Source organism: Leisingera coralii, from assembly GCF_049056525.1.
GTDB lineage: Bacteria > Pseudomonadota > Alphaproteobacteria > Rhodobacterales > Rhodobacteraceae > Leisingera > Leisingera coralii.
This window is the reverse complement of record NZ_JBHUPT010000034.1, coordinates 136036-159870: the sequence shown is the minus strand read 5'-3', so window position 1 is coordinate 159870 and position 23835 is coordinate 136036. Positions and strand designations below refer to the sequence as shown.

21 protein-coding genes and 1 tRNA gene are annotated in these 23835 nt (G+C 63.2%); 12 read left to right on the top strand and 10 right to left on the bottom strand.

The window, feature by feature from the left end:
- Positions 1-118: 118 nt before the first annotated feature.
- From ACFMBG_RS13175 to ACFMBG_RS13160, 4 genes are all read left to right on the top strand, one after another.
- Positions 119-1285 (top strand): CaiB/BaiF CoA transferase family protein, encoded by a 1167-nt coding sequence (locus tag ACFMBG_RS13175; RefSeq protein WP_421055154.1) that lies wholly within the window; start codon positions 119-121, stop codon positions 1283-1285.
- Positions 1286-1430: 145 nt separating this feature from the next.
- Positions 1431-3479 carry an ASKHA domain-containing protein gene (locus ACFMBG_RS13170; RefSeq protein WP_421055153.1) on the top strand — a complete coding sequence of 683 codons (2049 nt, stop codon included), beginning with the start codon at positions 1431-1433 and terminating at the stop codon, positions 3477-3479.
- A 75-nt stretch (positions 3480-3554) separates the two neighbouring features.
- A tRNA-Gly gene (locus ACFMBG_RS13165) sits at positions 3555-3628 on the top strand.
- A gap of 215 nt (positions 3629-3843) precedes the next feature.
- Positions 3844-4269 (top strand): hypothetical protein, encoded by a 426-nt coding sequence (locus ACFMBG_RS13160; RefSeq protein ID WP_421055152.1) that lies wholly within the window; start codon positions 3844-3846, stop codon positions 4267-4269.
- A 7-nt stretch (positions 4270-4276) separates the two neighbouring features.
- Here the strand turns inward: ACFMBG_RS13160 and pgi are convergent, their stop codons facing one another.
- The 3 genes from pgi to zwf are packed head-to-tail and all read right to left on the bottom strand — an operon-like array spanning position 4277 to position 8043.
- Entirely contained in the window at positions 4277-5881 is a 1605-nt protein-coding gene (pgi, locus tag ACFMBG_RS13155; RefSeq protein WP_421055151.1) for a glucose-6-phosphate isomerase, read from the bottom strand.
- Between the two features lie 18 nt (positions 5882-5899).
- Complete coding sequence (pgl, locus tag ACFMBG_RS13150; protein WP_421055150.1) at positions 5900-6571, bottom strand: 6-phosphogluconolactonase; 672 nt, start codon at positions 6569-6571, stop codon at positions 5900-5902.
- Positions 6568-8043 carry a glucose-6-phosphate dehydrogenase gene (gene zwf, locus ACFMBG_RS13145; protein WP_421055149.1) on the bottom strand — a complete coding sequence of 492 codons (1476 nt, stop codon included), beginning with the start codon at positions 8041-8043 and terminating at the stop codon, positions 6568-6570. Before zwf ends, pgl begins: the two co-directional genes overlap by 4 nt.
- A 140-nt stretch (positions 8044-8183) precedes the next feature.
- Between zwf and ACFMBG_RS13140 the strand changes: the two genes are divergently transcribed.
- Positions 8184-9137 (top strand): radical SAM protein, encoded by a 954-nt coding sequence (locus ACFMBG_RS13140; protein ID WP_421055148.1) that lies wholly within the window; start codon positions 8184-8186, stop codon positions 9135-9137.
- A gap of 12 nt (positions 9138-9149) precedes the next feature.
- Here ACFMBG_RS13140 and ACFMBG_RS13135 read toward each other — a convergent pair whose 3' ends face one another.
- A complete protein-coding gene (locus tag ACFMBG_RS13135) occupies positions 9150-9419 on the bottom strand; it encodes an usg protein (RefSeq protein WP_421055147.1) in 270 nt (89 codons plus the stop codon).
- Between the two features lie 223 nt (positions 9420-9642).
- Here ACFMBG_RS13135 and gyrA point away from each other — a divergent pair, with 223 nt between their 5' ends.
- Both gyrA and ACFMBG_RS13125 read left to right on the top strand, forming a co-directional pair.
- The gene (gene gyrA / locus ACFMBG_RS13130; RefSeq protein WP_421055146.1) at positions 9643-12345 is read left to right on the top strand and encodes a DNA gyrase subunit A; all 2703 of its coding nucleotides are present in this window, start codon (positions 9643-9645) and stop codon (positions 12343-12345) included.
- Positions 12346-12471: 126 nt separating this feature from the next.
- Positions 12472-12822, top strand: coding sequence for a DUF6614 family protein (locus tag ACFMBG_RS13125; protein WP_421055145.1), 351 nt, complete (start codon positions 12472-12474; stop codon positions 12820-12822).
- Positions 12823-13014: 192 nt separating this feature from the next.
- Here the strand turns inward: ACFMBG_RS13125 and ACFMBG_RS13120 are convergent, their stop codons facing one another.
- Genes ACFMBG_RS13120 through ACFMBG_RS13110 form a run of 3 tightly spaced genes read right to left on the bottom strand, consistent with a single transcriptional unit; the run spans position 13015 to position 16447 of the window.
- The gene (locus ACFMBG_RS13120; protein ID WP_421055144.1) at positions 13015-14484 is read right to left on the bottom strand and encodes a carboxypeptidase M32; all 1470 of its coding nucleotides are present in this window, start codon (positions 14482-14484) and stop codon (positions 13015-13017) included.
- 4 nt (positions 14485-14488) lie between these two features.
- Entirely contained in the window at positions 14489-15634 is a 1146-nt protein-coding gene (gene ctaA / locus ACFMBG_RS13115) for a heme A synthase (RefSeq protein ID WP_421055143.1), read from the bottom strand.
- Positions 15635-15694: 60 nt separating this feature from the next.
- Positions 15695-16447, bottom strand: coding sequence for an RNA methyltransferase (locus ACFMBG_RS13110; protein ID WP_421055142.1), 753 nt, complete (start codon positions 16445-16447; stop codon positions 15695-15697).
- 166 nt (positions 16448-16613) lie between these two features.
- Here ACFMBG_RS13110 and ACFMBG_RS13105 point away from each other — a divergent pair, with 166 nt between their 5' ends.
- A complete protein-coding gene (locus ACFMBG_RS13105) occupies positions 16614-17246 on the top strand; it encodes a thiamine phosphate synthase (protein ID WP_421055141.1) in 633 nt (210 codons plus the stop codon).
- Between the two features lie 14 nt (positions 17247-17260).
- Here the strand turns inward: ACFMBG_RS13105 and ACFMBG_RS13100 are convergent, their stop codons facing one another.
- Positions 17261-18412 (bottom strand): HupE/UreJ family protein, encoded by a 1152-nt coding sequence (locus tag ACFMBG_RS13100; RefSeq protein ID WP_421055140.1) that lies wholly within the window; start codon positions 18410-18412, stop codon positions 17261-17263.
- Between ACFMBG_RS13100 and ACFMBG_RS13095 the strand changes: the two genes are divergently transcribed.
- The 4 genes from ACFMBG_RS13095 (at position 18411) to ACFMBG_RS13080 (ending at position 21879) form a co-directional block, all read left to right on the top strand.
- The gene (locus tag ACFMBG_RS13095) at positions 18411-19220 is read left to right on the top strand and encodes a DUF4198 domain-containing protein (protein ID WP_421055139.1); all 810 of its coding nucleotides are present in this window, start codon (positions 18411-18413) and stop codon (positions 19218-19220) included. The two genes, ACFMBG_RS13100 and ACFMBG_RS13095, sit on opposite strands and share 2 nt — an antisense overlap.
- A gap of 41 nt (positions 19221-19261) precedes the next feature.
- Complete coding sequence (locus tag ACFMBG_RS13090) at positions 19262-20170, top strand: PfkB family carbohydrate kinase (RefSeq protein ID WP_421055138.1); 909 nt, start codon at positions 19262-19264, stop codon at positions 20168-20170.
- Positions 20167-21081: a pseudouridine-5'-phosphate glycosidase gene (locus ACFMBG_RS13085; protein ID WP_421055137.1), complete on the top strand. Its 915-nt coding sequence runs from the start codon at positions 20167-20169 to the stop codon at positions 21079-21081. The genes ACFMBG_RS13090 and ACFMBG_RS13085 overlap by 4 nt, the downstream gene beginning before the upstream one ends.
- 81 nt (positions 21082-21162) lie before the next feature.
- The gene (locus ACFMBG_RS13080) at positions 21163-21879 is read left to right on the top strand and encodes a DUF502 domain-containing protein (protein WP_421055136.1); all 717 of its coding nucleotides are present in this window, start codon (positions 21163-21165) and stop codon (positions 21877-21879) included.
- Here ACFMBG_RS13080 and ACFMBG_RS13075 read toward each other — a convergent pair.
- Both ACFMBG_RS13075 and ACFMBG_RS13070 read right to left on the bottom strand, forming a co-directional pair.
- Positions 21876-22904, bottom strand: coding sequence for a patatin-like phospholipase family protein (locus ACFMBG_RS13075; RefSeq protein WP_421055135.1), 1029 nt, complete (start codon positions 22902-22904; stop codon positions 21876-21878). The genes ACFMBG_RS13080 and ACFMBG_RS13075 overlap by 4 nt on opposite strands.
- A 99-nt stretch (positions 22905-23003) precedes the next feature.
- Positions 23004-23777 carry a 3-hydroxybutyrate dehydrogenase gene (locus ACFMBG_RS13070; protein ID WP_421055134.1) on the bottom strand — a complete coding sequence of 258 codons (774 nt, stop codon included), beginning with the start codon at positions 23775-23777 and terminating at the stop codon, positions 23004-23006.
- Between the last annotated feature and the right edge of the window lie 58 nt (positions 23778-23835).

The window sequence follows — 23835 nt, the reverse complement described above, 5'->3', positions numbered from 1 at the left end:
AGGCAGAGGGCAAGAATTCCTGCGGTGCAGAAAACCCGGCTTTTCCTGACTTGCATCAAGGAACTGTTTCACAGGTAAGTTAGGACTTTACCCCATCGAAGCGCGAACAGGACTCACCATGCCCGGACCGTTGGAAAACATCACCGTTCTCGACCTGACCCATGTGCTGGCCGGCCCCTACTGCTCCATGATCCTGTCGGACCTTGGTGCCAGGGTGATCAAGGTGGAGCGCCCCGGCGATGGCGACGACACCCGCGCCTTCCCGCCGTTCAAGGACGGCGAGAGCGCCTATTTCGCCACCATCAATCACGGCAAGGAAAGCATTGCGCTGAATCTGAAGGCGCCGGAGGACCGCGCCATTTTCGAACGGCTGCTTGCGCAAGCAGACGTGCTGATGGAGAACTACCGCCCCGGGGTGATGCAGCGGCTGGGCTACGGCTGGGACGTGCTGCACGCGCAATATCCACGGCTGATCTACGGCGCCGTCTCCGGTTTCGGCCACAGCGGGCCGGATGCCCTGAAACCGGCTTATGACATGGTGGTCCAGGCGCGCGGCGGGGTGATGTCGATCACCGGCGAGAAGAACCGCGAGCCGGTGCGGGTCGGTGCCTCGATCGGCGACATCGTGGCAGGCATGTTCCTGGGCCACGGCATCCTGGCGGCGCTTCTGGACGTTCAGAAAACCGGGCAAGGAAAGTTTGTCGACGTCGCCATGCTGGACAGCCAGCTGGCGCTGCTGGAACACGCCATCGCGATTACTGCGGTGACGGGTGAAGCGCCGCAGCCCTCCGGCGCGCGTCATCCCTCGATCACCCCTTTTGAGACCTTTCACGCATCGGACGGGCTGTTTGTGATCGCCGCAGGCAACGACGCGCTGTTTGCCCGGCTCTGCGATGTGCTGCAATTGCCGCTTGCCGGCGACCCGCGCTTTGCCACCAACCCCGCCCGCTGCGAAAACGCCCGCCTTCTGAAACGGTTGATCGAGGCCGTGACACTGGACGGTTCAAAGGAGCACTGGATCGCTCTGCTGACGGAGGCAGGCATTCCAACCGGGCCGATCCAGACCGTCGATCAAGTGCTTCAGGATCCGCAGATCCTGGCCCGCAATATGGTCGTGGAGGTTCTGGGAGAAAACGGGCGCCCCGCGCATTTGTCAGCTGGCAATCCGATTAAGATGAGCGGCCTGCCCGATCCCGCAACGCGCGCGCCTGCCCCGCAGCTGGACGGCAGCCGGGCGCAGGTTCTGGCGTGGCTGAAAGAGGTTGAGCGGCAGCAGGCCTCCTGAGCCCGGGGCCGTAAAAAACCGCATTCCAAAGTCATCAAATCTGCAAAAATGGCGCCAGCAGACGGGAAAATGCCGCGCATTGCCTTTCGCTTGCCGCAAAAGCCCATATGCTCCGCCTAAATTGCGGAATGAGAAGGCCACAGGCATGACTGACGAACCCCTCGTTGTGTTTACCCCCTCCGGCAAGCGCGGGCGTTTCCCCGTGGGCACGCCGATCCTCACCGCCGCCCGGCAGCTGGGGGTCGATCTCGACTCGGTCTGCGGCGGCCGCGGGATCTGCTCGAAATGCCAGATCACGCCCTCCTACGGTGAGTTCCCCAAGCACGGTGTCACCGTGCAGGAGGGCGCGCTCAGCGAGTGGAACAAGGTCGAGCAGCGCTACAAGGATAAGCGCGGGCTGATCGACGGCCGCCGCCTGGGTTGTCAGGCAACAATCCAGGGCGACATCGTGGTAGACGTGCCGCCCGAGAGCCAAGTGCACCGCCAGGTGGTGCGTAAGCGTGCCGAGGCCCGCGACATCATCATGACCCCCTCCACCCGGCTGTTCTATGTCGAGGTGGAAGAGCCCGACATGCACAAGCCGTCCGGCGATATGGAGCGGCTGATCGAGGCGCTGGAAACCCAGTGGGAGCTGAAGGGCGTCAAGACCGACCTGCATATCCTGCACGTTCTGCAGCCAGTGCTGCGCAAGGGCGGCTGGAAAGTCACCGTTGCCGTTCATCTGGGCGATGCCAACCACCCGCCCAAGATCATGCACATCTGGCCCGGGTATTACGAAGGCTCGGTCTACGGACTGGCGGTTGACCTCGGCTCCACCACCATCGCCGCGCATCTGTGCGATTTGCAAACTGGCGAAGTCGTCGCCTCCTCGGGCATCATGAACCCGCAGATCCGCTTTGGCGAGGACCTGATGAGCCGGGTGTCCTATTCGATGATGAACAAGGGCGGCGACCAGGAGATGACCCGCGCGGTGCGCGAGGGCATGAACGCGCTGTTCACCCAGATCGCGGCAGAGGCGGAGATCGACAAGGCGCTGATCGTGGATGCGGTCTTTGTCTGCAACCCAGTGATGCACCACCTGTTCCTCGGCATCGACCCGTTCGAGCTGGGCCAGGCACCGTTTGCGCTGGCAACCTCCAATTCGCTGGCGCTGCGCGCGGTTGAGCTGGATCTGAACATCCACCCCGCTGCCCGCGTCTATCTGCTGCCCTGCATCGCGGGCCATGTCGGCGCCGACGCCGCCGCCGTGGCGCTGTCGGAAGCCCCCGACAAATCCGAGGATCTGGTGCTGGTTGTCGACGTCGGCACCAATGCCGAGATCCTGCTGGGCAACAAGGAAAAGGTCTTAGCCTGCTCCTCCCCCACCGGCCCAGCGTTTGAGGGTGCGCAGATCTCCAGCGGCCAGCGGGCCGCCCCCGGCGCCATCGAGCGTGTCGAGATCAACCCGGAGACCAAGGAGCCCCGATTCCGTGTCATCGGTTCCGAAATCTGGTCCGACGAACAAGGTTTTGCCGAATCCATTGCCACCACCGGCATCACCGGCATCTGCGGCTCCGGCATCATCGAGGCGATTGCCGAAATGCGCCTGGCGGGCGTCCTGGATGCCTCTGGTCTGATCGGCTCGGCTGAGCAGACCGGTTCGGCCCGCTGCATTCAGGACGGCCGCACCAATGCCTATATGCTGTGGGACGGCTCCGCCGAGGGCGGCCCGACCATCACCGTCACCAACCCGGACATCCGGGCGATCCAGATGGCCAAGGCGGCGCTGTACTCTGGCGCGCGCCTGCTGATGGACAAGTTCGGTGTCGACAAGGTGGACCGGGTCGTTCTGGCAGGCGCCTTTGGCGCGCACATCTCTGCCAAGCACGCGATGGTGCTGGGGATGATCCCCGACTGCGTGCTGGAGAAGGTCACTTCGGCCGGCAACGCGGCCGGCACTGGCGCCCGCATCGCGCTGCTGAATACCGAAGCGCGCGGCGAGATCGAGGAAACCGTCCGAAACATCGAGAAGATCGAAACCGCCGTGGAACCCCGGTTCCAGGAGCATTTCGTGAACGCCTCGGCGATCCCGAACTCGGCTGAACCCTTCCCGATCCTGGAAACCGTTGTGACCCTGCCGCAGGTGAACTTCAACACCGGCGGCGGTGACAGCGAAGGCGCTGGCGGAGGCCGCCGCCGCCGCCGCCGCGGCTGATGCCTTAAGGGCCGAAAATTCCGCTGCAGCGCCCTTGACCTCCTTGGCGCTGCAGCATAATCCTGCTTTTCACAGGCGGGTATGATGTAATGGTAGCCTGTCAGCTTCCCAAGCTGAACGCGCGGGTTCGATTCCCGCTACCCGCTCCAGAATTCCCTGAATTTCAAGAACTTACTTGCGCTCCACCAGGCGGTGCACCGGTGCGCGCCCTCCCGCTAGTTGCCTGCCGCGCGGCGCCGTGCGAATTGTGCTAGACTGATACCACACGCCTGCAAGGTGCAGGCGGCATGGTTGGGAGGGTATCAGTATGACTCGTCAATGTTTGACCGCAGCAGTGCTTTGCGCATTCAGCGCTGGAACCGGAATGGCCGGCACAACCTGGGAGCAGCCGGGCAAGGGAACAGGCATTTCGACCAGCTCGGTCAATCAGATTTCCGAAAACCATATGGTGATGCAGATCAGCAGCTCCTATGAAAACGTCGAAATGGAGGAAGCGGAGCATCCTATGAATGGTGCCGCAGGCCCCTGTTTCGGTGCGGTCGAGGTCGCCTCAGGCGAGGTTGAGGGCGGTGGCATCTGTGCCTTTGTCGACAGCGCGGGGGAAAAGGTCGTGTTGCATTGGGAGGCTGAAGGAATGGATCAATCAGGCGCGATGACAGGAAGCTGGACCCTGAGCGGCGGAACCGGCCCATGGGCCGAAGCACAGGGCGGCGGCACGTTTTCGTCCCTGACCGACCCTGAGTCCGGCAAGTTCGTGAACACCATAACCAGCAGCGTGACGATGCCCTGACTGCGTCCTACTGCGCATCCTGAACAAACTTGAGGAGGGCACGGGTTGACCCGTCCTTCCGCTCTGCAGGCCCCTCGCCGCGCAACAGGGGAAGCAGGGAGTTTGCCAGCTCCTTGCCCAGTTCCACGCCCCATTGGTCAAAGGAGTTGATGCCCAGGATCACCCCCTCGACAAACACCCGGTGCTCGTACAGCGCGATGATCTGGCCCAGCACATAGGGCGTCAGCTGCGGGTAGATCAGCGTGGTGGAAGGGCGGTTGCCCGGGAACACCCGGTGCCGCGCCTGCCGGTCCAGTTCCGCACCTTCATAGCCTGCCGCCTTCATCAGCGCGCAGGCTTCATTCAGGCTGCGCCCGCGCATCAGCGCCTCGGATTGGGCCAGGCAGTTCACGACCAGCAGCTGGTGGTGCTGTTCCAGCTTCGGCTCATGCCCTTTGGCTGCCACCAGAAACTCGGCAGGCACAACCGTGGTGCCCTGATGCAGCAGCTGGTAGAAAGCGTGCTGGCCGTTGGTGCCGGGCTCCCCCCAGACAACCGGACCGGAGTTGTAAGGCAAGGGCGTGCCGTCCATTGCAACGGATTTGCCGTTCGACTCCATCTCCAGCTGCTGAAGGTACGCGGGCAGGCGCCGCAGCCGCTGATCATAGGGCAGCACGGCGCGGGTCGGATAGCCGCAGACCTGATGGTGCCAGATCCCGGTCAGCGCCAGCATCACCGGCATGTTCTGCTCCCAGGGAGCCGTGCGGAAGTGATCGTCCATCGACTTGCCGCCCGCCAGGAAAGCCCGGAAATGCTCCGGCCCGACGGCCAGCATCAGGCTCAGCCCGATCGGCCCCCAGACCGAATAGCGCCCGCCGACCCAATCCTCGAAGCCGAACACATGCTCCGGCGGGATGCCAAAGGCTGCCGTTTCCTCCTCGGACGTAGACAGAGCGAGAAACTGGCGCGCCGGATCACCGCCGCCGGCCTCGACCCAGCGCCGGGCGGTGGCAGCATTGGTCATGGTTTCCACGGTAGTGAAGGTCTTGGAAGCGACAATCACCAAAGTTGTCTTGGGATCAAGCCGTTGCAGGATGTCATGAATGTGGGCTCCGTCCACGTTGGACACGAAGTGGCAGCGCGGGCCGTCATGATAGGCCGCCAATGCCAAGGTTGCCATCACCGGCCCCAGATCGGAGCCGCCAATGCCGATATTCACGACATCGGTGAAGGTGCCGCCCGGCCCGGCCAGAGCACCGGAGCGCACCCGGCGCGCCAGATCCTCCATCCGCTCCAGCGTATGCCGCAAGGACGCACGGACTTCTTCTCCGTCAACCATCAGCTCTGGCCCGTCCGGGTCGCGAAGGGCGGTATGCAGCACCGCGCGCTGTTCCGTTTCGTTGATCAGTCCGCCATCGAACATAGCCGCACGCCGTCCGGCAACATCCCGATCCTCGCACAAGGCGGTCAGGCCTTCGCGCACCTCTGCAGTAATCCGCGTCTTGGAATAATCGAACAACAGCGTTTCGAACCGCACGCTGAAACCGCTGGCCCGTTGCGGGTCATTTTCAAAAAGTTCAGTTATATCTCCGCCGCATTTCTCTGCATGCAGCGTCTTCAAGCCTTCAAACATACTCAGTTTTCCTGAAAATCAAGGTGCCCAGTGGACGGAGGCCTCGGACAATACGGCCTGGACCGGCGCATCTTCCGGCGGCAATGACATCGCCTGTTCAAGCGCCCGCCGTTTGGCATCGCCAAAAATCACCAGGTGTTTCGCAATTGCGCCGTCCAGCACCCGTGCCGTCAGACTGACCCGGGTTTCCGGCTGGCTGCTTGGGCGCATGACCGTGAGCGCAGGCGCATCCGCCTCCAGCGCAGCTTCGATTCCCACGGCGCCGGGGAACAGAGACGCGGTGTGCATATCTTCGCCCATGCCCAGCAGCAGCACCGACAGCGGCAGCTCCGGCACCACCAGGCTTTCGAGTTCCGCCAGAACATCCTCCGGCTCGCGTTCCGGCACATGGAACGGCAGGAATTGCGCCGCAGACGCCCGGTTTTGCAGCAGCCGTGCCCGGATCATCGCAGCATTGGAGCGCGCGCTGTCCGAAGGCACCCAGCGTTCATCGGTTGCCATTACATGCACCCGGTCCCAATCGATATCCGCCGCACAAAGATCGTCAAAGATGAGTCCGGGCGTCGTGCCGCCGGCAACCGCAAAGGACGCGGAGTCATGATGCAGAAGATGCGTTTTCAGATCCCCAGCAATCTCATTCGCGACTTCGATCGCCAGCATGTCCTGATCAGGGTATTCGTTGAATTTCATGGGTTGATCCCCCTCCATTCCCGCCCGTCGCGGCGCATCAGCAAATCGGCATCCTCTGGACCTGTGGTACCGCTAACGTAGGGTTTAGGCACATCGCCTCTGGATTTCCAGCCCTCAATTATCGGATCGGTCCAAGCCCAGGCCGCCTCAACCTCGTCCCCCCTCATAAACAACGTCTGGTTGCCGCGCACAACATCCATAATCAGCCGCTCATAGGCGTCTGGCGGATCGCTGCCCTCCGGCCCCAGCGCCTCGGCAAAGCTCATGTCCAGCGGCACGTCGATCAGCCGCATGCCGCCCTGCCCCGGCTCCTTGATGGTCACGCTGAGGGTAATACCCTCGTTCGGCTGCAGCCGGATCTTCAGGTGATTGGCATGGCGTCCCGCCTCGGCCCCGAAAATCGAATGCGGCGCGTCCTTGAACATCACGTTGATGACCGAAGAACGGTTCACCAGCCGCTTGCCCGTGCGCAGGTAGAACGGCGTGCCCGCCCACCGCCAGTTACTGATATGCGCCTTCAGCGCCACATAGCTTTCGGTGGTGCTGCGCGGGTTGTTCACCAGCCCGCGGTAGGACGGGTGCGGCGCCTCCGGATCGAGCCGCGCCTGATACTGGCCGCGCACGATGTGATGCGGCTCCACCGGATCCAGCGCCCGGATCACCTTGAGCTTTTCGTCACGCACAGCGTCCGGGTCGAACTTGGCCGGCGGCTCCATCGCAATCAGACACAGAAGCTGCATGAGATGGTTCTGCATCATGTCGCGCATGGCGCCGGCACGCTCATAATACTCCTCGCGCCCCTCGACGCCAACCGTCTCGGCCACTGTGATCTGGATGTGGTCGACATACTGGCTGTTCCACAGCGGCTCGAACAGCATGTTGCCAAATCGGACCGCCATCAGGTTCTGCACCGTCTCCTTGCCCAGGTAATGGTCGATCCGGTAGATCTGGCCCTCGTCGAAATGGGTGGCGAGCGTCCGGTTCAGCTCGCGCGCAGAGGCCAGATCGCGGCCAAAGGGTTTTTCCACCACGATCCGGGTCTGCGGCGTGGCAAGCCCGTGGCGGTGCAGCCGTTCCGCCAGCGGTCCGAACAGGCCCGGCCCGACGGAAAAATAGAACACGCGGATCCGCGGATCCTCTGCCCCCTCCAGCGCTTGGCCAAGCTGCTGCCAGCCCGCCTCGCCCAAGGCATCCAGCGCGACATAGCTGACCCGCTCCAAAAACGACTCCAGCGCGCCGCCGCCGCAGGCCTTGGGGCCTGCGTGTTCGCGGACCGATTCCGCCACGACGGTGCGGTAGTCCGCGCTGCTCATGGCCGTCCGCGCTGCTCCGATGATCCGCTCGCCGCCCTGCAGCTGGCCCGCGCAATAGCGGCGGAACAGCGCCGGCAGGATTTTACGCTGCGCCAGATCGCCAGTGCCGCCGAAAATCACCAGGTCAAACGGGTCGACCGGTATCACACGCGAAACCATTGTTGTTCTTCCTGTCTAAGCCGGTGCAGGCGCGGCACACTGCCGCTCACATCCCTGTCATGTGCCCGTCCGGCTGCTTTCATTTCCCGACCAGTATAAGGTAGCTTCCCGCGAAAGGAACTGCCTCAGAGGACATCTGCATGAAAGACCTGCAAAAACCCGTTGCGAACCTAGGCAAGTTTCAAGACGCCTATGTGACGGCAAATGGTCAGGAACGCGCCTCTGTTCCGCTCGGCAATCCGCAGACGCTGTGGTTCAACACCGGCACGCTGTGCAATATCGAGTGCAGCAACTGCTATATCCTGAGCTCCCCCACCAACGATGCGCTGGTCTATCTGACCGAGGCCGAAGTGCAGAGCTACCTGGACCAGATCTCCGAACGCGGATGGCCGGTCCGGGAAATCGGTTTCACCGGCGGCGAGCCCTTCATGAACCCCGAAATGATCGGCATGGCGCGGGCCGCCCTGGCGCGCGGATTCGAGGTGCTGATCCTCACCAACGCCATGCGCCCGATGATGCGCAAGACGGTGAAAGCCGGACTGCTGGAACTACGCGAGCAGTTTGGGGACAAGCTGACCCTGCGGATTTCCGTCGACCACCACAGCGCGGCGCTGCATGACGAGGAGCGCGGCGCAGGCAGCTTTGACAAGACCATCGAGGGCATGGAATGGCTGCGCGACAATGGTTTCCGGATGGCGGTGGCAGGCCGCACCGTTTGGGCCGAAAGCGAGGCCGAAGCCCGGGCCGGCTATGCCGCGCTGTTTGCCGCGCATGGCTTTGCCATCGACGCGCAGGACCCGGGCCAGACCGTGCTGTTTCCGGAAATGGACGAAACCGTGGAAGTCCCTGAAATCACAACTGCTTGCTGGGGGATCCTCAACAAGAGCCCGGACAGTGTCATGTGCGCCTCGTCGCGGATGGTGGTCAAGCGCAAAGGCGCAGAGAAACCCGCAGTACTGGCCTGCACCCTGCTGCCTTACGCGCCGGAATTCGAAATGGGTGAAACCCTGGCCGAGGCCGAACGGCCGGTGCAGCTGAACCATCCCCATTGCGCCAAGTTCTGCGTGCTTGGCGGTGCCAGCTGCTCGGCCTAGGCGGCCAGGCGGTTAGTGGACCTGAAACTCCCCGACGACGTTCCGCCACTCGCCCGGTCCGATCATCTTTCGGTGGGTGAAGCGGACCGAGTGCAGCGGCCCCTCAATCTCGCGCTGCCAGAATTCGATGAACTCGAACAGTCGCGGGTGATCCGGCGCCAGGTCGTATTGCTGCCAGACAAACGTATTCAGGACATGGATGTAATCAGGCATCCGGTAGGTGAATTCCGCCGTGGTCAGCCCGTATCCTTTCAGCATCAGCTCGGTTTCGCTGGTCTCCATCTGTAGCCTCCAATCTTTGCCCCCTCCTGATGATGCTAGGCTGCATTTGGTTAATTTCCCCAAAAACAGTGCGTTACCGATGTGTGAACGGCCTGTTTCCGCTGTTCCCCGCTGTTTGCTTGCGCCGCATATACGGTATCTGATAGGGTGCAAACACAATATATAGAGCCAGAAGAAAGAGCGGGCAGCCAACGTGAGCGATACGCCGGAAACTCCTGAAAACATGGAAGAAAACCTGCCGGAACGCCCGGCATATGATGGGCCGACAGTCTCCATCGAGACCGAGATGCGCAACTCGTATCTCGACTATGCGATGTCGGTCATCGTCAGCCGGGCCATCCCGGACCTGCGGGACGGTCTGAAGCCGGTTCACCGCCGCATCCTCTATGCGATGCACGAATCCGGCAACACCCACGACAAGGCATACCGCAAGTCGGCCCGCCCGGTCGGCGATGTAATGGGTAAGTACCACCCGCACGGCGACAGCGCGATCTATGACGCGCTGGTGCGGATGGCGCAGGACTTCTCGATGTCCTTGCCGCTCCTGGACGGCCAGGGCAACTTCGGCTCGATGGACGGCGACAACCCGGCGGCCATGCGTTACACCGAGGTCCGCATGGACAAGCCCGCCGCGGCGCTCCTGGCGGATATCGAGAAAGAGACCGTCGATTTCCAGGACAACTACGACGGCAAGGACCGCGAGCCGACGGTGCTTCCGGCCCGTTTCCCGAACATGCTGGTCAACGGCGCCGGTGGCATCGCTGTCGGCATGGCCACCAACATCCCGCCGCACAACCTGGGAGAAGTGGTCGACGCAACGCTTGCGCTGATCGACGACCCGGACCTGACCAGCGAACAGCTGATCGAATTCATCCCCGGCCCGGACTTCCCGACCGGCGGCGTAATGCTGGGCCGCTCCGGCGCCCGCAAGGCTTACCTGGAGGGCCGCGGCAGCGTGATCATCCGCGCGAAAACACGCGTGGAGGAGATCAGGAAAGACCGCTATGCCATTGTCGTGGATGAGATTCCCTATCAGGTGAACAAGGCCGCGATGATCGAGAAGATCGCCGAACAGGTTCGCGAAAAGCGGATCGAGGGTGTGTCTCATGTGCAGGACGAATCCGACCGCAACGGCGTGCGGGTGGTGGTTGAGCTGAAACGGGACGCAACGCCCGAGGTGGTGCTGAACCAGCTCTACCGCTTCACCCCGATGCAGACCTCTTTTGGCTGTAACATGCTGGCGCTGAACGGCGGCCGGCCGGAACAGCTGACGCTGCGCAAGTTCCTGACGTCCTTCATCGACTTCCGCGAGGACGTGGTTGCGCGCCGCACCGCCTATGAGCTGCGCAAGGCCCGCGAACGCAGCCATATCCTCTGCGGTCTGGCCGTTGCCGTCTCCAACGTCGATGAAATCGTCGCCACCATCCGTTCCTCGGCGGACGCGGCTGAAGCGCGGGAAAAGCTGATGACCCGCCGCTGGCCGGCCGCCGATATCGCGGATTACATCCGCCTGATTGACGACCCGACCCACACCATGAACGACGACGGGACCTATAACCTGTCCGAAACCCAGGCCCGCGCCATCCTGGAGCTGCGCCTGCAGCGCCTGACTCAGATCGGCGTGAAAGAGGTGACGGACGAGCTGGAAGAACTGGCCCGCAAGATCAAGGAATACCTTGAGATTCTGTCCTCGCGCGAGCGCATCATGGGCATCATCGGCGACGAGCTGCGCGAAGTGCGCGACAACTTCGCCGTACCGCGCCGCACCGAGATCGTCGACTGGTCCGGCGACATGGAGGACGAGGACCTGATCGAGCGCGAGGACATGGTGGTGACCGTGACCTCCGGCGGCTACATCAAGCGCACCCCGCTGGCCGACTTCCGCGCCCAGAAGCGCGGCGGCAAGGGCCTCAGCGGCATGCAGACCAAAGAAGAGGATGTGGTGACCACGCTGTTTGTGGCCAACACCCACACCCAGCTCCTGTTCTTCACCACCGACGGCATGGTCTACAAGCTCAAGACCTGGCGCCTGCCGCAGTCCGGCCGCACCGGCAAGGGCAAGGCGATCGTCAACATCCTGCCGATCCCGACCGGGGTTTCCATTGCCGCCATCATGCCGGTCGATGTGCCGGACGAGGAATGGGAAAACCTGCAGGTGGTCTTTGCCACCTCGGGCGGCGACGTGCGCCGCAACCGTCTGTCCGACTTCACCAACGTCCGCCGCAACGGCAAGATCGCGATGAAACTGCCGGAGGACGGATCCGTCAAGCTGGTGAACGTGCGCATCTGCTCGGAAGACGATGACGTGATGCTGTTCACCAACTCGGGCCGCGCCATCCGCTTCCGCTCCACCGACGTTCGCGTGTTCAACTCGCGCGAATCCACAGGTGTCCGCGGCATCAAGCTGACCGGCGAGGACAGCGTTGTGTCGATGTCCGTTATCCGCCACTCGAAATACACGCCGGAGCAGCGCACCGCCTACCTCAAGATGCGCCGCGCCATGGCCGGTCTGACAGATGACGCCGAATCCACGGATGAGGACGCTGTCGAGGATCCGAATTTCTCGACCGAACTCTATGCGGAGATGTCGGCAGCCGAGAACCTGATTCTGACGATCACCGCGGGCGGCTCCGGCAAGCTGTCGTCCTCGCACGATTATCCGGTGCGCGGCCGCGGCGGCATGGGTGTCACCGCGATGGACAAGGCGATGCGCGGCGGTGAAATCGTTGCCTCCTTCCCGGTGGAACTGGACGACCAGATCATGCTGGCCACCTCCAAGGGCCAATCGATCCGGGTCCCGGTGGATGGCATCTCCTTCCGCTCGCGTTCGGCCGGCGGGGTCCGGGTGTTCAACACCGGCAAGGGCGAGGAAGTCGTGTCGGTTGCCTGGATCGCGGAAAACGGCGAGGAGGAAGAGGAGAGCTAAGCCCTTCTCCTTCCTGCCAGAATTCAAACGCCGCCCTGGGAAACCGGGCGGCGTTTTCCGTTTAACCGCCGCCTAACCTTTCTGTGGCAGACTTTCCCTTGAGTTGATTCTGCCAAGGGCCGCCCCATGAACCTGTATCACTGCTCCATCGACCTGCATCACGAGGCCAAGGCGCTGAGCTTTGCCAGCGCGGTTGAGCAATGGATGAGCTATCTGCAGGAGCGCGGCGTGGTGATGGGCTGGCGGCTGCTGCGGCGCAAACTGAATTTGGCCAGCGACAATTGCCGGGATTTTCTGCTGGAAATCGAGTTCCGGGACATGACCCAGCTGGACCAGGCCTTCCGCGTCCTGGGCGAACATGACGAGGAAGTGGAAAAGCTCTACTCACATGTCACGGCCCTGATCGCCACAGCGGAGATCGGCCTCTACCGCCCCTTCCCGGACCCTGAGCGGGCCGAACGGATGGCATTGATCTGAGAGGCGGCCTCAGATCAGGGTTGGTGCCAGCACGAAGCTGGCAAAGATCAGATAGGCTACGGCTGTATGCATAACTTTACTCTCTTACTCACATCCCCATGAGCTTCCGAGAATAAACGTAAAATACGGCATTTCCGGGGCAGCTGGTTTTCTGCTGCCCCGCAATGGGGTTAGGCCCTTGCCCGGCGAGACTCAGAGATCGTAGAGCAGGCTGAACTTCTCTTCGAGGTAAGCCAGAAGCGGCTCGTGCCCGGGCTCCATGCCTGCCGCATGGATAATGGTTTCGCGCGGGCTGCGCAGACCGCCGTGCTGTTGCAGGTTCTGCTTCAGCCAGCCGGTTGCGCCCGAGGTATCGCCCTCAGCCAGCTGCGCATCCAGCCCCGGCAAATCCCGGCGCAGCGCCTGATACAGGCAGCCGGCATAGACGTTGCCCAAGCTGTAGGTCGGAAAATATCCGAACAGGCCCACTGACCAGTGAACATCCTGCAAACAGCCATTGGAGGGCTTGTCGACAGCATAGCCGAAATCGGCCTCGAACCGGTCGTTCCAGGCGGTTTCCAGATCTTTCACTTCCAGATCACCGCTCATCAGCGCCCGCTCCAGATCGAAGCGCAGCATGATGTGGAGGTTATATTGCAGCTCATCCGCCTCTGTCCGGATATAGCCCTTATGCACAGCATTCACCGCGGCGTAAAAGGCATCCGGACCGGAAATGCCAAAGTCGCCAAAGGCGTCCTTCATTTCCTTGTACAGCCAGCCGGTAAAGGCCCGGTTGCGGCCGATCTGGTTTTCATAGATCCGGCTCTGGCTTTCATGAACGCCCATCGACACACCGCTGCCCAGCGGAGTCAGCAAGTAATCGCGGCTGATGTTCTGCTCATAGGCGCCGTGGCCAACCTCGTGAATGGTCGAATAGAAGCAGTTAAACGGATCGGCTTCGCTGGTCCGCGTTGTGATACGCACATCGAGGCCAGAGCCTGAACTGAACGGATGCACCGCCTTGTCAACGCGGCCGTGAGCCATGTCATAGCCGAAAACCTTGGCGATCTTGCGGGTGAGTTTCATTTGCGCAGCTTCGTCGAAGGTGCCCTTCAGCGTCTGCGGCGCCGGTTTCTCCAGCACCTTGGCACGCAGCTCCACCAGGCCGGGGCGCATGGCGTCAAAGATCTCGGCGATCCCCGCCCCGGTCATGCCGTGCTCGTAGTCCTCGACCATGGCGTCAAAAACATCGCCGCCCGCCGCCAGTGCCTGGCCTTCCTCGCGTTTCAGCGCAACGACTTCCTCCAGCACCGGCAGGAAGGCCGCCACATCCTCATCCGCCCGCGCAGCGGCCCATTTGCCCTGCGCCTCGGATGTCACCTGGGCGATTTTCTTGGCCAGATCGGCGGGGACCTTCACCGTGCGCTCATAGCTGCGGCGGATTTCGCGCAGCTGGGCGGCTCCGGCCTCATCCGGAGCTTCGGCCTGCTCCAGCCATTCCGCCACCCGCGGGTCGGAACGGCGTGCGTGCAGCACCGCCTCGATCGCGGCCATCTCCTGCCCCCGCTGCGAAGCGGCCCCGCGCGGCATCACGGTTTCCTGATCCCAGCCCAGACGGCCCGCAATCTGCCCCAGCGCCTGGGTCTCGCGCTGAAAGGCCATCAGTTCGTCAAATGCGCTCATGGGGTCAGTGATCCTTGATCGAGGTTGCGATGGGATAGGCAGACAGGAAACGGGCGCGCAGGATCAGCACCCAGACGCCAATCGCCACCAGCTGGTGGGTGATCGCCGCGTGCAGCGGCGCGGCGTAGACCACGGTGACGATGCCCAGTACCACTTGCACTGACAGCGCCGCAAAAACGGCGTTGAAGGCAAAACGTGTGCGCGCATGGGCCGAGCCGCGCCCGCGCAGCCAGGCCACACCGGCAAAGGCAAACAGCAGATAGCCCGCCACCCTGTGGATGAACTGCACCAGCCCGGGGTTTTCAAAGAAGTTCTTCCACAGGGGCTCGATCATGAACGGGTTCGGCGGGATCACCTGCCCGCCCATCAGCGGCCAGTCAGTGTAGGAGCGGCCCGCATCAATCCCCGCGACCAGCGCGCCAAGCAGGATTTGCAGGAAGGCGAAATGCATCAGGCCGGTGGAGAGGCTGAACAGCTTTGCCTCTTTGGCGCGGCGTGCCTGCATCAGCTCGCGCTCCTCGCGGCCAAGCATCAGCACGTACCAGGCGATGAAGCCGAGGATTACGAACGCGAGCCCCAGATGCACCGCCAGCCGGTAGGAGGCCACGGCGGTCATCCCCTCGCCCTGGGTGACGCCAGAGGCAACCATCCACCAGCCGATAGCGCCCTGCACGCCGCCGAGGGCACCGGGCAGCAGCAGCCGGCCGGTCCAGCCCGCCGGGATCTTACGCGCGATCAGGAAGCCCAGGAAACCAAGCACCCAGACTAGGCCAATGAAACGGCCCAGCTGCCGGTGGCCCCATTCCCACCAATAGATCTCTTTAAAATCAGACAGTTCCATCCACTGGTTCTGGATGCGCCACTGGTCGATCTGCTTGTATTTGTCGAACTCGGACTGCCATTCCGCCTCGGACATCGGCGGGATGGCCCCGGTCACGGGGCGCCATTCGGTGATCGACAGGCCACTGTCGGTCAGCCTGGTCAGCCCGCCAACCACAATCATCGCAACCACCAGCGCAAACAGCGCCATCAGCCAGGCGCGGATCGCCTTGCGGGCGCCGCCGCGGCCGCGGTCGATCAGCCCCGTCTGCACTGCGGGCGCGTCCTTCTTCTCGCCCTCGACCTCTTCGAAAATGCTGCGCTTGCTCATGCTTGCCTCTTTGTCTCTGGTGCCAAGCTAGGGGCCGGTAATCTAAAGGTCCAGAGCGGCTTATTCGCCGCCGCGCTCTTTCCAGCGGACCATCTGCCGCATGATCCCGTGCAGCATCTGCACATCGGACCGGGTCATCCGCATCCGGCTCCACAGGTTGCGCAAGTTGGTCTTCATGCCCTCGGCCTTCTCCGGCGGATAGAAGAAACCGGCCTCGTCCAGCCGCTCCTCGTAGTGCTCCACCAGTTTCTCGACCTCAACCCCGGTGGCCCAGTCGCCCTTGCGGCCGAGGTCGGTGGTTTCGTGCACCACTTCGCCGGACTGACGCATCCATTCATAGCCGGTCAGCAGCACGCACTGGCCGAGGTTCAGCGAGGCGTAAAGCGGGTTCACCGGCACCGAGATAATGGCGTTGGCCTTGGCGATATCCTCGTTTTCCAGGCCCGCGCGTTCGGGGCCGAACATCACCGCGACCTTCTCGCCCGCCGCGATCTTCTCTGCTGCGATCTGCATTGCGCGCTCGGGGCTGTAGACCGGCTTGGTCAGGCCGCGCTGGCGGGCGGTGGTGGCGAACACATAGGTGCAGTCGCCCAGCGCCTCCGGCACGTCCGCGCACAGCTGCGCCTCGTCCAGCAGGCGGCCCGCGCCGGAGGACATCGCCACCGCCTTGGGGTTCGGCCAGCCGTCGCGCGGCGCCACGATGCGCATCCGGTCCAGCCCGAAGTTCCACATCGCCCGCGCGGCGGCGCCGATATTCTCGCCCATCTGCGGGCGGACAAGGACAAAGGCGGGCTGAGGGGTGTCGGTCGGCATCGTGTTCTCCGGCAAAATCGGCACTGCTGTACTGCCCGCGCGGCTGCGGGGCAAGGTCCAGCGCGGGTTTGGGCTGCAAATACCGGGGCTTCACCGCCGCAAATCCTTGCGTCCTGCCGGAAATCGGCTAAACACCGTCAAACCGCCTGAACAATGGAGCACCGCCATGGGAAGCCCTGCTGACGCACCCGAGCAGCCGCAGATCTACCTGATCTCCCCGCCGAGTTTCGAGCTGGGCAAATTCCCCGGCCAGCTGGCGCGGGTGCTGGATGAGGTGGATGTGGCCTGCGTGCGCCTGGACCTGGCGAGCCGCGATCAGGATACCCTGAGCCGCGCGGGCGATGCGCTGCGCGAAGTGACCATGGCGCGCGACGTGGCGCTGGTGATCTCTGACCACCAGATCCTGGCGGAGCGGCTGGGCCTGGACGGCGTTCATCTGACCGATGCGTCGAAATCCATCCGCACCGCGCGCAAGGCGCTGGGGCCGGACGCGATTGTCGGCTGTTTCTGCGGCGCCTCGCAGCATGACGGCATGGTGGCCGGCGAAGCAGGCGCGGATTACGTGAGCTTTGGCCCGGTAGGCACCTCCGGCCTGGGCGACGGCGCGCAGGCGGAGGCGGACCTGTTCGAATGGTGGTCGAAGATGATCGAGGTGCCGGTGGTGGCCGAAGGCGGCCTCACTGAGGATCTGGTACGCGGCATCGCGCCCTATACCGACTTCTTTGGCATCGGCGATGAGATCTGGCACACCGAAGACCCGCTGGCCAGCCTCAAGGTGCTGATGCGGGCAATGGGCTGAGCCTCAGGCAGGCGTTACAGGAACACCCGCTCCACGAACCAGTAGCCGCCAATCATCGCGATAGTAACAGAGGCCGGGATCGCCACCCGGCCGCGGTATTTCGGATGCCGCCCGAACCACAGGCGCACCCCAAGATAGGCGGCAGCAATCACCGCAAGCTGCCCGAGTTCCACCCCCACGTTGAAGCCGATCAATGCGGGCAGGAACTGGCTGGGCGGCAGGCCGAACTCTCCAAGCACCGTGGCAAAGCCCAGGCCGTGCAGCAGCCCGAAGCCGAAGATCACAAATGTGCGCCAGCTGTGCAGCTTGCGGGCAAAGATGTTCTCCACAGCAACAAAGACAATCGACAGGGCAATCAGCGGCTCAACAATCGCCGGATTAACGGACACCATGCCCAGGGCGCCCAGTGCCAGGGTGATGGTATGGGCCACGGTGAATATGCTCACCTGCAGCAGCAGCGGCTTGACCCGCGGGCTGAGGAAGAACAGCCCCAGCACAAACAGGATGTGATCCAGCCCCTTAGGCAGAATATGGGTAAAGCCGACAGGAATGTATTCCATGAAGGCCTCGACCGGCATTTTGGCCGCACCGCCGCCCAGCGCGATCGGCGGGGAGGTCTCTCCACCCTGCAGGTAACCGGTATAGGGCTCTTCCACCCCGTTCTGCCGCAGGACTACCCCGCCAGAGCCCGCAGGCCAGGCAATGCGCAGGCTGCGGGCCTCGGGCGGAACCTCACCGTCAAACACAAGAAAGGTGGCGCGCGGCAGGCTGGCGTCACCGACTTCCGGAATGGTGATCCGGGACAGGCTCAGGTCCAGCGGATCCGGCGCCTGAACGGAGAAGGTCTCAAGCCATTCCTCGGCGAAGAGCTGCACCATCGGTTCCAGCTCCTCCGCGCCCAGCGCGCGCAACTCATCGTAATCAGCGGCTTGCGCGGTCTGGTTGGTGTCTTCCAGCCCGTCCAAGTTGATCCCGGCGACAAAGGCCTCAACATTCAGCCTCAGCTCCAAGGCAATTCGGCCGTCTTCCACACGGAAATCGGCAATCGCCGGCGTGACCTCATGGGCGCGGGCACCGGAGGCGGCTATTGCAACAACACTCAACAGCAGCGCAAATAGGCTTCGCAGCCAAGGGGCTCCACGACTGACAGCCAAGGACAATCTCATGCAATTCCGCCTGTTCTGCTCAATTCTCTGTGCCGGGCTGACCTTGGGGGCCGTGCCGGTATTATCCCACGAGTTTTGGATTGAGCCGGAAAAATATCAAGTCGCTTCTGGCGATGAAGTGGTAGCACGTCTGCGCAACGGCCAGGAATTCAAGGGCGCCGAGCAGCCATATCTGGACCACCGGATCGCCCGGTTTGAAGTGTTACTGGGCGGAACAGCCAGGCCTTACCAGGGTCGGATGGGAGACATGCCCGCATTTACCGCGGATATGCCGAAAGACGGGCTGGCCGTTCTCATCCATCAGACGCAGCCGCAAACGCTGACCTATGACACTTGGGAGGAGTTTCAGGCCTTCGCCGACCACAAGGGGTTTGGCGATATCCGCACACGGCACGAGGCTCGTGGCTTGCCGGACAAAGGGTTCGTCGAACAGTACACCAGATACGCCAAGGCTTTTGTGGCGATCGGACAGGGCGGCGGCTCTGATCGGGCCACCGGGCTTGAAACGGAAATCGTCGCGCTCGCCAATCCGTATACGGATGATCTGTCAATAGGGCTCCCGGTGCGGGTCCTCTATCAAGGTGCTCCAAGACCAGGGGCGCAGGTCGAGGTCTTTGCCAAGGCCCCGGATGGCCAAGTTGCCATCAGCACCCTGCGGACCGATGCGCAGGGCGAAGCTCTTGTCCCCGTATCCCTAGGACATCAGTACCTTCTGGATGCGGTTGTGCTGCGCCCTGCTCCAACGGGCGAAGATTACGTGTGGGAAAGCCTTTGGGCGGCGCTGACCTTTGCGGTGCCCGCACGGTGAAGCCGCTTGCAGAGGTCCCGCAAAGGCGGCAATAGGTCAATATGACACAAGCCTCTGCCTCACAGCCCCCCGCCATTTTGTGCATCGGGTCGGTCCTTTGGGACATCATCGGCCGCTGCACTACGGAAATGCAGCGCGGCTCGGACATGCCCGGCCGCATTACCCGCCTGCCCGGCGGGGTTGCCATGAACATCGCCATGACACTGTCCCGGTTTGGCGTCCAGCCCGCCCTGCTGACCGCCGTGGGCCGCGACCCCGAAGGCGACGAGCTGATCCACGCCTGCGGCCATTTCGGGCTGATCACCGATCACATCTACCGGTCCGAAGACCTGCCCACCGACCGCTACATGGCAGTAGAGGGCGCCAACGGTCTGATCGCCGCCATTGCCGACGCCCATTCGCTGGAAGCCGCCGGCGACAAGATCCTGCGCCCGCTGTCGGACGGCTCCCTCGGCACGGACGACGCGCCCTACCAGGGCCAGGTGGCGCTGGATGGCAACCTGACGCTGTCGCTGCTGGACGACATCGTCGCCAGCCCCGCCTTTGCCAAGGCCGACCTGCGCGTTGCGCCTGCGTCGCCGGGCAAGGCGGAGCGGCTGCGCCCGTTCCTCACCCGCACCCGCGGCACGCTTTACGTGAACCTGGAAGAGGCCGGCATCCTGTGCCAGGCAGAGTTCACCGACAGCGAAACCGCAGCCCAAGCGATGCTCGACCGCGGCGCCGCCCGGGTGCTGGTTACCGATGGCGGCTCCTCTGCGACCGTGGCGGACGCCGAAGGCGCCATCACCCTGCACCCGCCCCGCGTCACCGTCGCCCGGGTCACCGGCGCAGGCGATACTTTCATGGCCGCCCATATCGTTGCCGAGGCACGGGGCGAAGACCGCAAAACCGCTTTGGCCTCGGCCCTCAAGGCCGCGGCAACCTATGTTTCAGGAGAACCCCCGCTGTGATCGACATTCAGTATTCGTCCGAGGTCCAGGCTGCCAAGGCTGAAGGCCGCGCCATCGTTGCGCTGGAGAGCACCATCATCACCCACGGCATGCCCTACCCGCAGAACGTCGAAGTCGCGGCGCAAGTGGAGCAGGACATCCGTGACGCCGGTGCGGTGCCTGCCACGATGGCGGTGATTGATGGCGTGCTGCACGTGGGGCTGGAGCCCGATCAGCTGCAATCTCTGGGCCGGGCCACAGGCGTTGCCAAGATCTCCCGCGCGGACATGCCCGCCTGTATCGCCACCGGCGGCACTGGCGCCACCACGGTTGCGGCCACCATGATTGCCGCCCGGCTGGCGGGGATCTCCATTTTTGCCACCGGCGGCATCGGCGGCGTTCACAAGGGCGCCGAGACCACCTTCGACATTTCCGCCGACCTGATGGAGCTGGCGCAGACCCCGGTCACCGTGGTGGCCGCGGGCGCCAAGGCGATCCTCGACCTGCCCAAGACGCTGGAAGTGCTGGAAACCCAGGGCGTGCCGGTGATTGCCTATGGCCAGGACAGCTTCCCGGCTTTCTGGTCGGCGCAGTCCGACCTGAAAGCCCCGCTGCGCATGGATGAGCCGGCGCAGATCGCCCGCGCCCACGCCACCCGCCAGGCGATGGGCCTGCCGGGCGGCCAGCTGGTTGCCAACCCGATCCCGGCGGATGCCCAGATCGCCGCCGAAGAGCTGGCACCGGTAATTGCCCAGGCCCAGTCCGAAGCGGATACCCAAGGTGTCGCGGGCAAGGATGTGACACCGTTCCTGCTGCGCCGCATCTTCGAGCTGACCGAAGGCCGCTCGCTCACCGCCAATATCGCGCTGGTGCGCAACAACGCCCGGCTGGCGGCAAAGATCGCACAGGAACTGAACAAACTGTCACAATGATCTGAATTTGGGGGCGGAAGCCATTGCTCCGCCCCCGAACAGTGCCTAGGTTCCATTCGGAATTTCAGCAAAAGCAGACCGATGACAACGCCTTTCGACGAAGAACCGCACCGCCGCCCTGGACTGTTTGCCAGTCTGCGCGCCTCCTTCTTTACCGGCATCGTCGTGATTGCGCCGGTGGGGCTCACCATCTGGCTGCTGTGGTCGGTGATGGGCTGGATCGACAGCGTGGTGCTGCCGCTGGTGCCGCACACCTTCCGGCCAGAGCAGTACATCGGCATCAACCTGCGCGGCGTCGGGCTGATCATCTTCCTGCTGTTCACAATTATCGTCGGCTGGATCGCCAAGGGCATCCTCGGCCGCTCGCTGATCAGTTTCGCCGAAAGCCTGGTGGACCGGATGCCGGTGGTGCGCACCGTCTATTCCGGCATCAAGCAGATCTCCGAGACCGTCTTTGCCCAATCGGAACGCAGCTTTGAAAAGGCCTGCCTGGTACAATACCCGCGCAAGGGCATCTGGGCGATCGGTTTCATTTCCACCACCGCCAAGGGCGAGATTGCCAAAAAGGCCGAAACCAGCGGCGGGCTGATGAGTGTCTTCCTCCCGACGACTCCGAACCCGACATCCGGCTTCCTGCTGTTTGTACCCGAGGAAGACGTGATCGAGCTCGACATGACGGTGGAAGACTCCGCCAAGCTGGTGATCTCGGCAGGCTTGGTATATCCGAACCCCAAGGACCCGACAAAACCGCTGGAAAACGGCAAAAAGCCCAAGGCGCTCGAAAAAGAAGACGCCTAACCGAACATTGCAGGCAAATCGGCGGAGGACCGCACCCCGAGGTTCTCCCGGTCGCGCGCCAGGAACCCCTCTGCCGCCTCCCGGCCTGCCTGTTTCAGCCGCGCCAGGATCTGCGGCACCGGGATCAGCTTGGTGGTGACCGACAGCTGCGTCATCAGGGCGTCATCCGCGATCATGTGAACGCGCACCTGTTTCATCCGTCCCGGCTGCAGCGTGCCATCCGCCAATAGACGCTGGACAAAATTGATGGCCCGCAATTCCCGCAGCAGTGAGGAGTTGAAGCTGATTTCATTCACCCGGTTGCGGATCTGCTGCGGCGTCTTCGGGATTTCCTCACGCTTCAGCGGGTTGATGTTCACGATCACCACATCCCCCGGCAGCGGCTCCCTGAACAGCGGAAACAAGGCCGGGTTGCCGGTATAGCCGCCGTCCCAATAGGCCTCCATGCGGCCGGTTTCCGGATCCTCGATCTCCACCGCCTGGAACATATCCGGCAGGCAGGCCGATGCCAAAATCGCATCGGTGCTGATCTCCTGCCCTTCGAAAATGCGGATCTTTCCGGTGCGCACGCAGGTCGCGCAAACAAACAGCTCCGGACCGGCGCCCGCGCATACGTCCTCGAACCGGAACTTTTCAACCACTTCCCGCAGCGGGTTCTCGTAGAACGGGCCATAGTGATAGGGCGAGATCACCTGGCTCATCGCTTCCATCGGCGTAAACGGCATGACAGCTTCCCAGGCGCCGGCCCAGGCCACCGCATCGAACCGGGTCAGCCAATGGGTAAACCGCATGTCGCCCACGGCCCCCATGCGCTGCCACAGGCCGTCCAACGCCGCCTTGGCGCCCTGCCGCCCGTCCCGGACCATGCCGGACTTGAAGGCAGCTCCATTGAGCGCACCAGCAGAGGTGCCGGTAATCCCGGCAACCTCTATCCCCTCATCCTCCAGCAGACGGTCCAGCACCCCCCAGGTAAACGCCCCATGCGCGCCTCCGCCCTGCAGGGCCAGATTGATCTTCACAGTCATACCCTGATCCGCCTCTTCATCTGGCTGAAAATATCCCGGGGGTGAATTGGCCGCCGCGCCAAGAGGGGGCTGGCCCCCTCTCGCATCAGTTTAACGCAATTACAGCGCGGTCCAGCCGCCGTCGACGCTGATCGCAGTACCGGTGATCTGTGCCGCCGCGTCGGAACACAGGAACACGGCCGTGCCGCCCAATTGCTCCACAGTGGCAAACTCGCGGCTTGGCTGGCGTTCCAGCATGACCTTCTTGATCACCGCTTCCCGGCCCATGTTGTATTTCTCCATGGTGTCGGGGATCTGCGCCTCCACCAGCGGCGTCAGCACATAGCCCGGGCAGATCGCATTGCAGGTGATCGGCTCCTCGGCGGTTTCCAGCGCCACCGTCTTGGTCATGCCCACAACCCCGTGCTTGGCCGCCACATAGGCCGCCTTGTAGGGCGATGCCGTCAGACCGTGCGCAGAGGCGATGTTGACGATCCGGCCCCAGCCTGCGGCGCGCATCTTGGGCAGGGCTGCCGCCATGGTGTGAAAGTTCGAGTTCATGTTGATGGCGATGATCGCATCCCACTTGTCCTGCGGGAACTCGTCAATCGGCGACACATGCTGGATGCCTGCGTTGTTGATCAGGATATCGCAGGCCCCGGCCTTTTCGATCAGCGCCCGGCAGTCGGCGCCCTTGGACATGTCGGCCTGGATGTACTGTGCCTTGACGCTGAATTCACGGGCCAGTTCTTCTGCCAGCGCGTGATCCTCCTCCCCGTCGGTGAAGGAGTTCAGCACCACATTGGCCCCTGCCCGCGCCAGTTCGCGGGCTACTCCCAGGCCAATGCCTGAATTCGATCCGGTGATGACGGCAGTCTTCCCTTGCAAGGACATCAGCTTCTCCGCTTTGGCTCATTGAAACTGCTGCCACTGTGCCATGCTGCAGATGCAA

Bases quoted from the DNA above. Each gene is read 5' to 3' on its own strand.
- ACFMBG_RS13175 (WP_421055154.1), top strand. From the start codon at position 119: ATGCCCGGACCGTTGGAAAACATCACCGTTCTCGACCTGACCCATGTG.
- ACFMBG_RS13170 (WP_421055153.1), top strand. From the start codon at position 1,431: ATGACTGACGAACCCCTCGTTGTGTTTACCCCCTCCGGCAAGCGCGGG.
- ACFMBG_RS13160 (WP_421055152.1), top strand. From the start codon at position 3,844: ATGGCCGGCACAACCTGGGAGCAGCCGGGCAAGGGAACAGGCATTTCG.
- pgi (WP_421055151.1), bottom strand. From the start codon at position 5,881: ATGTTTGAAGGCTTGAAGACGCTGCATGCAGAGAAATGCGGCGGAGAT.
- pgl (WP_421055150.1), bottom strand. From the start codon at position 6,571: ATGAAATTCAACGAATACCCTGATCAGGACATGCTGGCGATCGAAGTC.
- zwf (WP_421055149.1), bottom strand. From the start codon at position 8,043: ATGGTTTCGCGTGTGATACCGGTCGACCCGTTTGACCTGGTGATTTTC.
- ACFMBG_RS13140 (WP_421055148.1), top strand. From the start codon at position 8,184: ATGAAAGACCTGCAAAAACCCGTTGCGAACCTAGGCAAGTTTCAAGAC.
- ACFMBG_RS13135 (WP_421055147.1), bottom strand. From the start codon at position 9,419: ATGGAGACCAGCGAAACCGAGCTGATGCTGAAAGGATACGGGCTGACC.
- gyrA (WP_421055146.1), top strand. From the start codon at position 9,643: ATGGAAGAAAACCTGCCGGAACGCCCGGCATATGATGGGCCGACAGTC.
- ACFMBG_RS13125 (WP_421055145.1), top strand. From the start codon at position 12,472: ATGAACCTGTATCACTGCTCCATCGACCTGCATCACGAGGCCAAGGCG.
- ACFMBG_RS13120 (WP_421055144.1), bottom strand. From the start codon at position 14,484: ATGAGCGCATTTGACGAACTGATGGCCTTTCAGCGCGAGACCCAGGCG.
- ctaA (WP_421055143.1), bottom strand. From the start codon at position 15,634: ATGAGCAAGCGCAGCATTTTCGAAGAGGTCGAGGGCGAGAAGAAGGAC.
- ACFMBG_RS13110 (WP_421055142.1), bottom strand. From the start codon at position 16,447: ATGCCGACCGACACCCCTCAGCCCGCCTTTGTCCTTGTCCGCCCGCAG.
- ACFMBG_RS13105 (WP_421055141.1), top strand. From the start codon at position 16,614: ATGGGAAGCCCTGCTGACGCACCCGAGCAGCCGCAGATCTACCTGATC.
- ACFMBG_RS13095 (WP_421055139.1), top strand. From the start codon at position 18,411: ATGCAATTCCGCCTGTTCTGCTCAATTCTCTGTGCCGGGCTGACCTTG.
- ACFMBG_RS13100 (WP_421055140.1), bottom strand. From the start codon at position 18,412: ATGAGATTGTCCTTGGCTGTCAGTCGTGGAGCCCCTTGGCTGCGAAGC.
- ACFMBG_RS13090 (WP_421055138.1), top strand. From the start codon at position 19,262: ATGACACAAGCCTCTGCCTCACAGCCCCCCGCCATTTTGTGCATCGGG.
- ACFMBG_RS13080 (WP_421055136.1), top strand. From the start codon at position 21,163: ATGACAACGCCTTTCGACGAAGAACCGCACCGCCGCCCTGGACTGTTT.
- ACFMBG_RS13075 (WP_421055135.1), bottom strand. From the start codon at position 22,904: ATGACTGTGAAGATCAATCTGGCCCTGCAGGGCGGAGGCGCGCATGGG.
- ACFMBG_RS13070 (WP_421055134.1), bottom strand. From the start codon at position 23,777: ATGTCCTTGCAAGGGAAGACTGCCGTCATCACCGGATCGAATTCAGGC.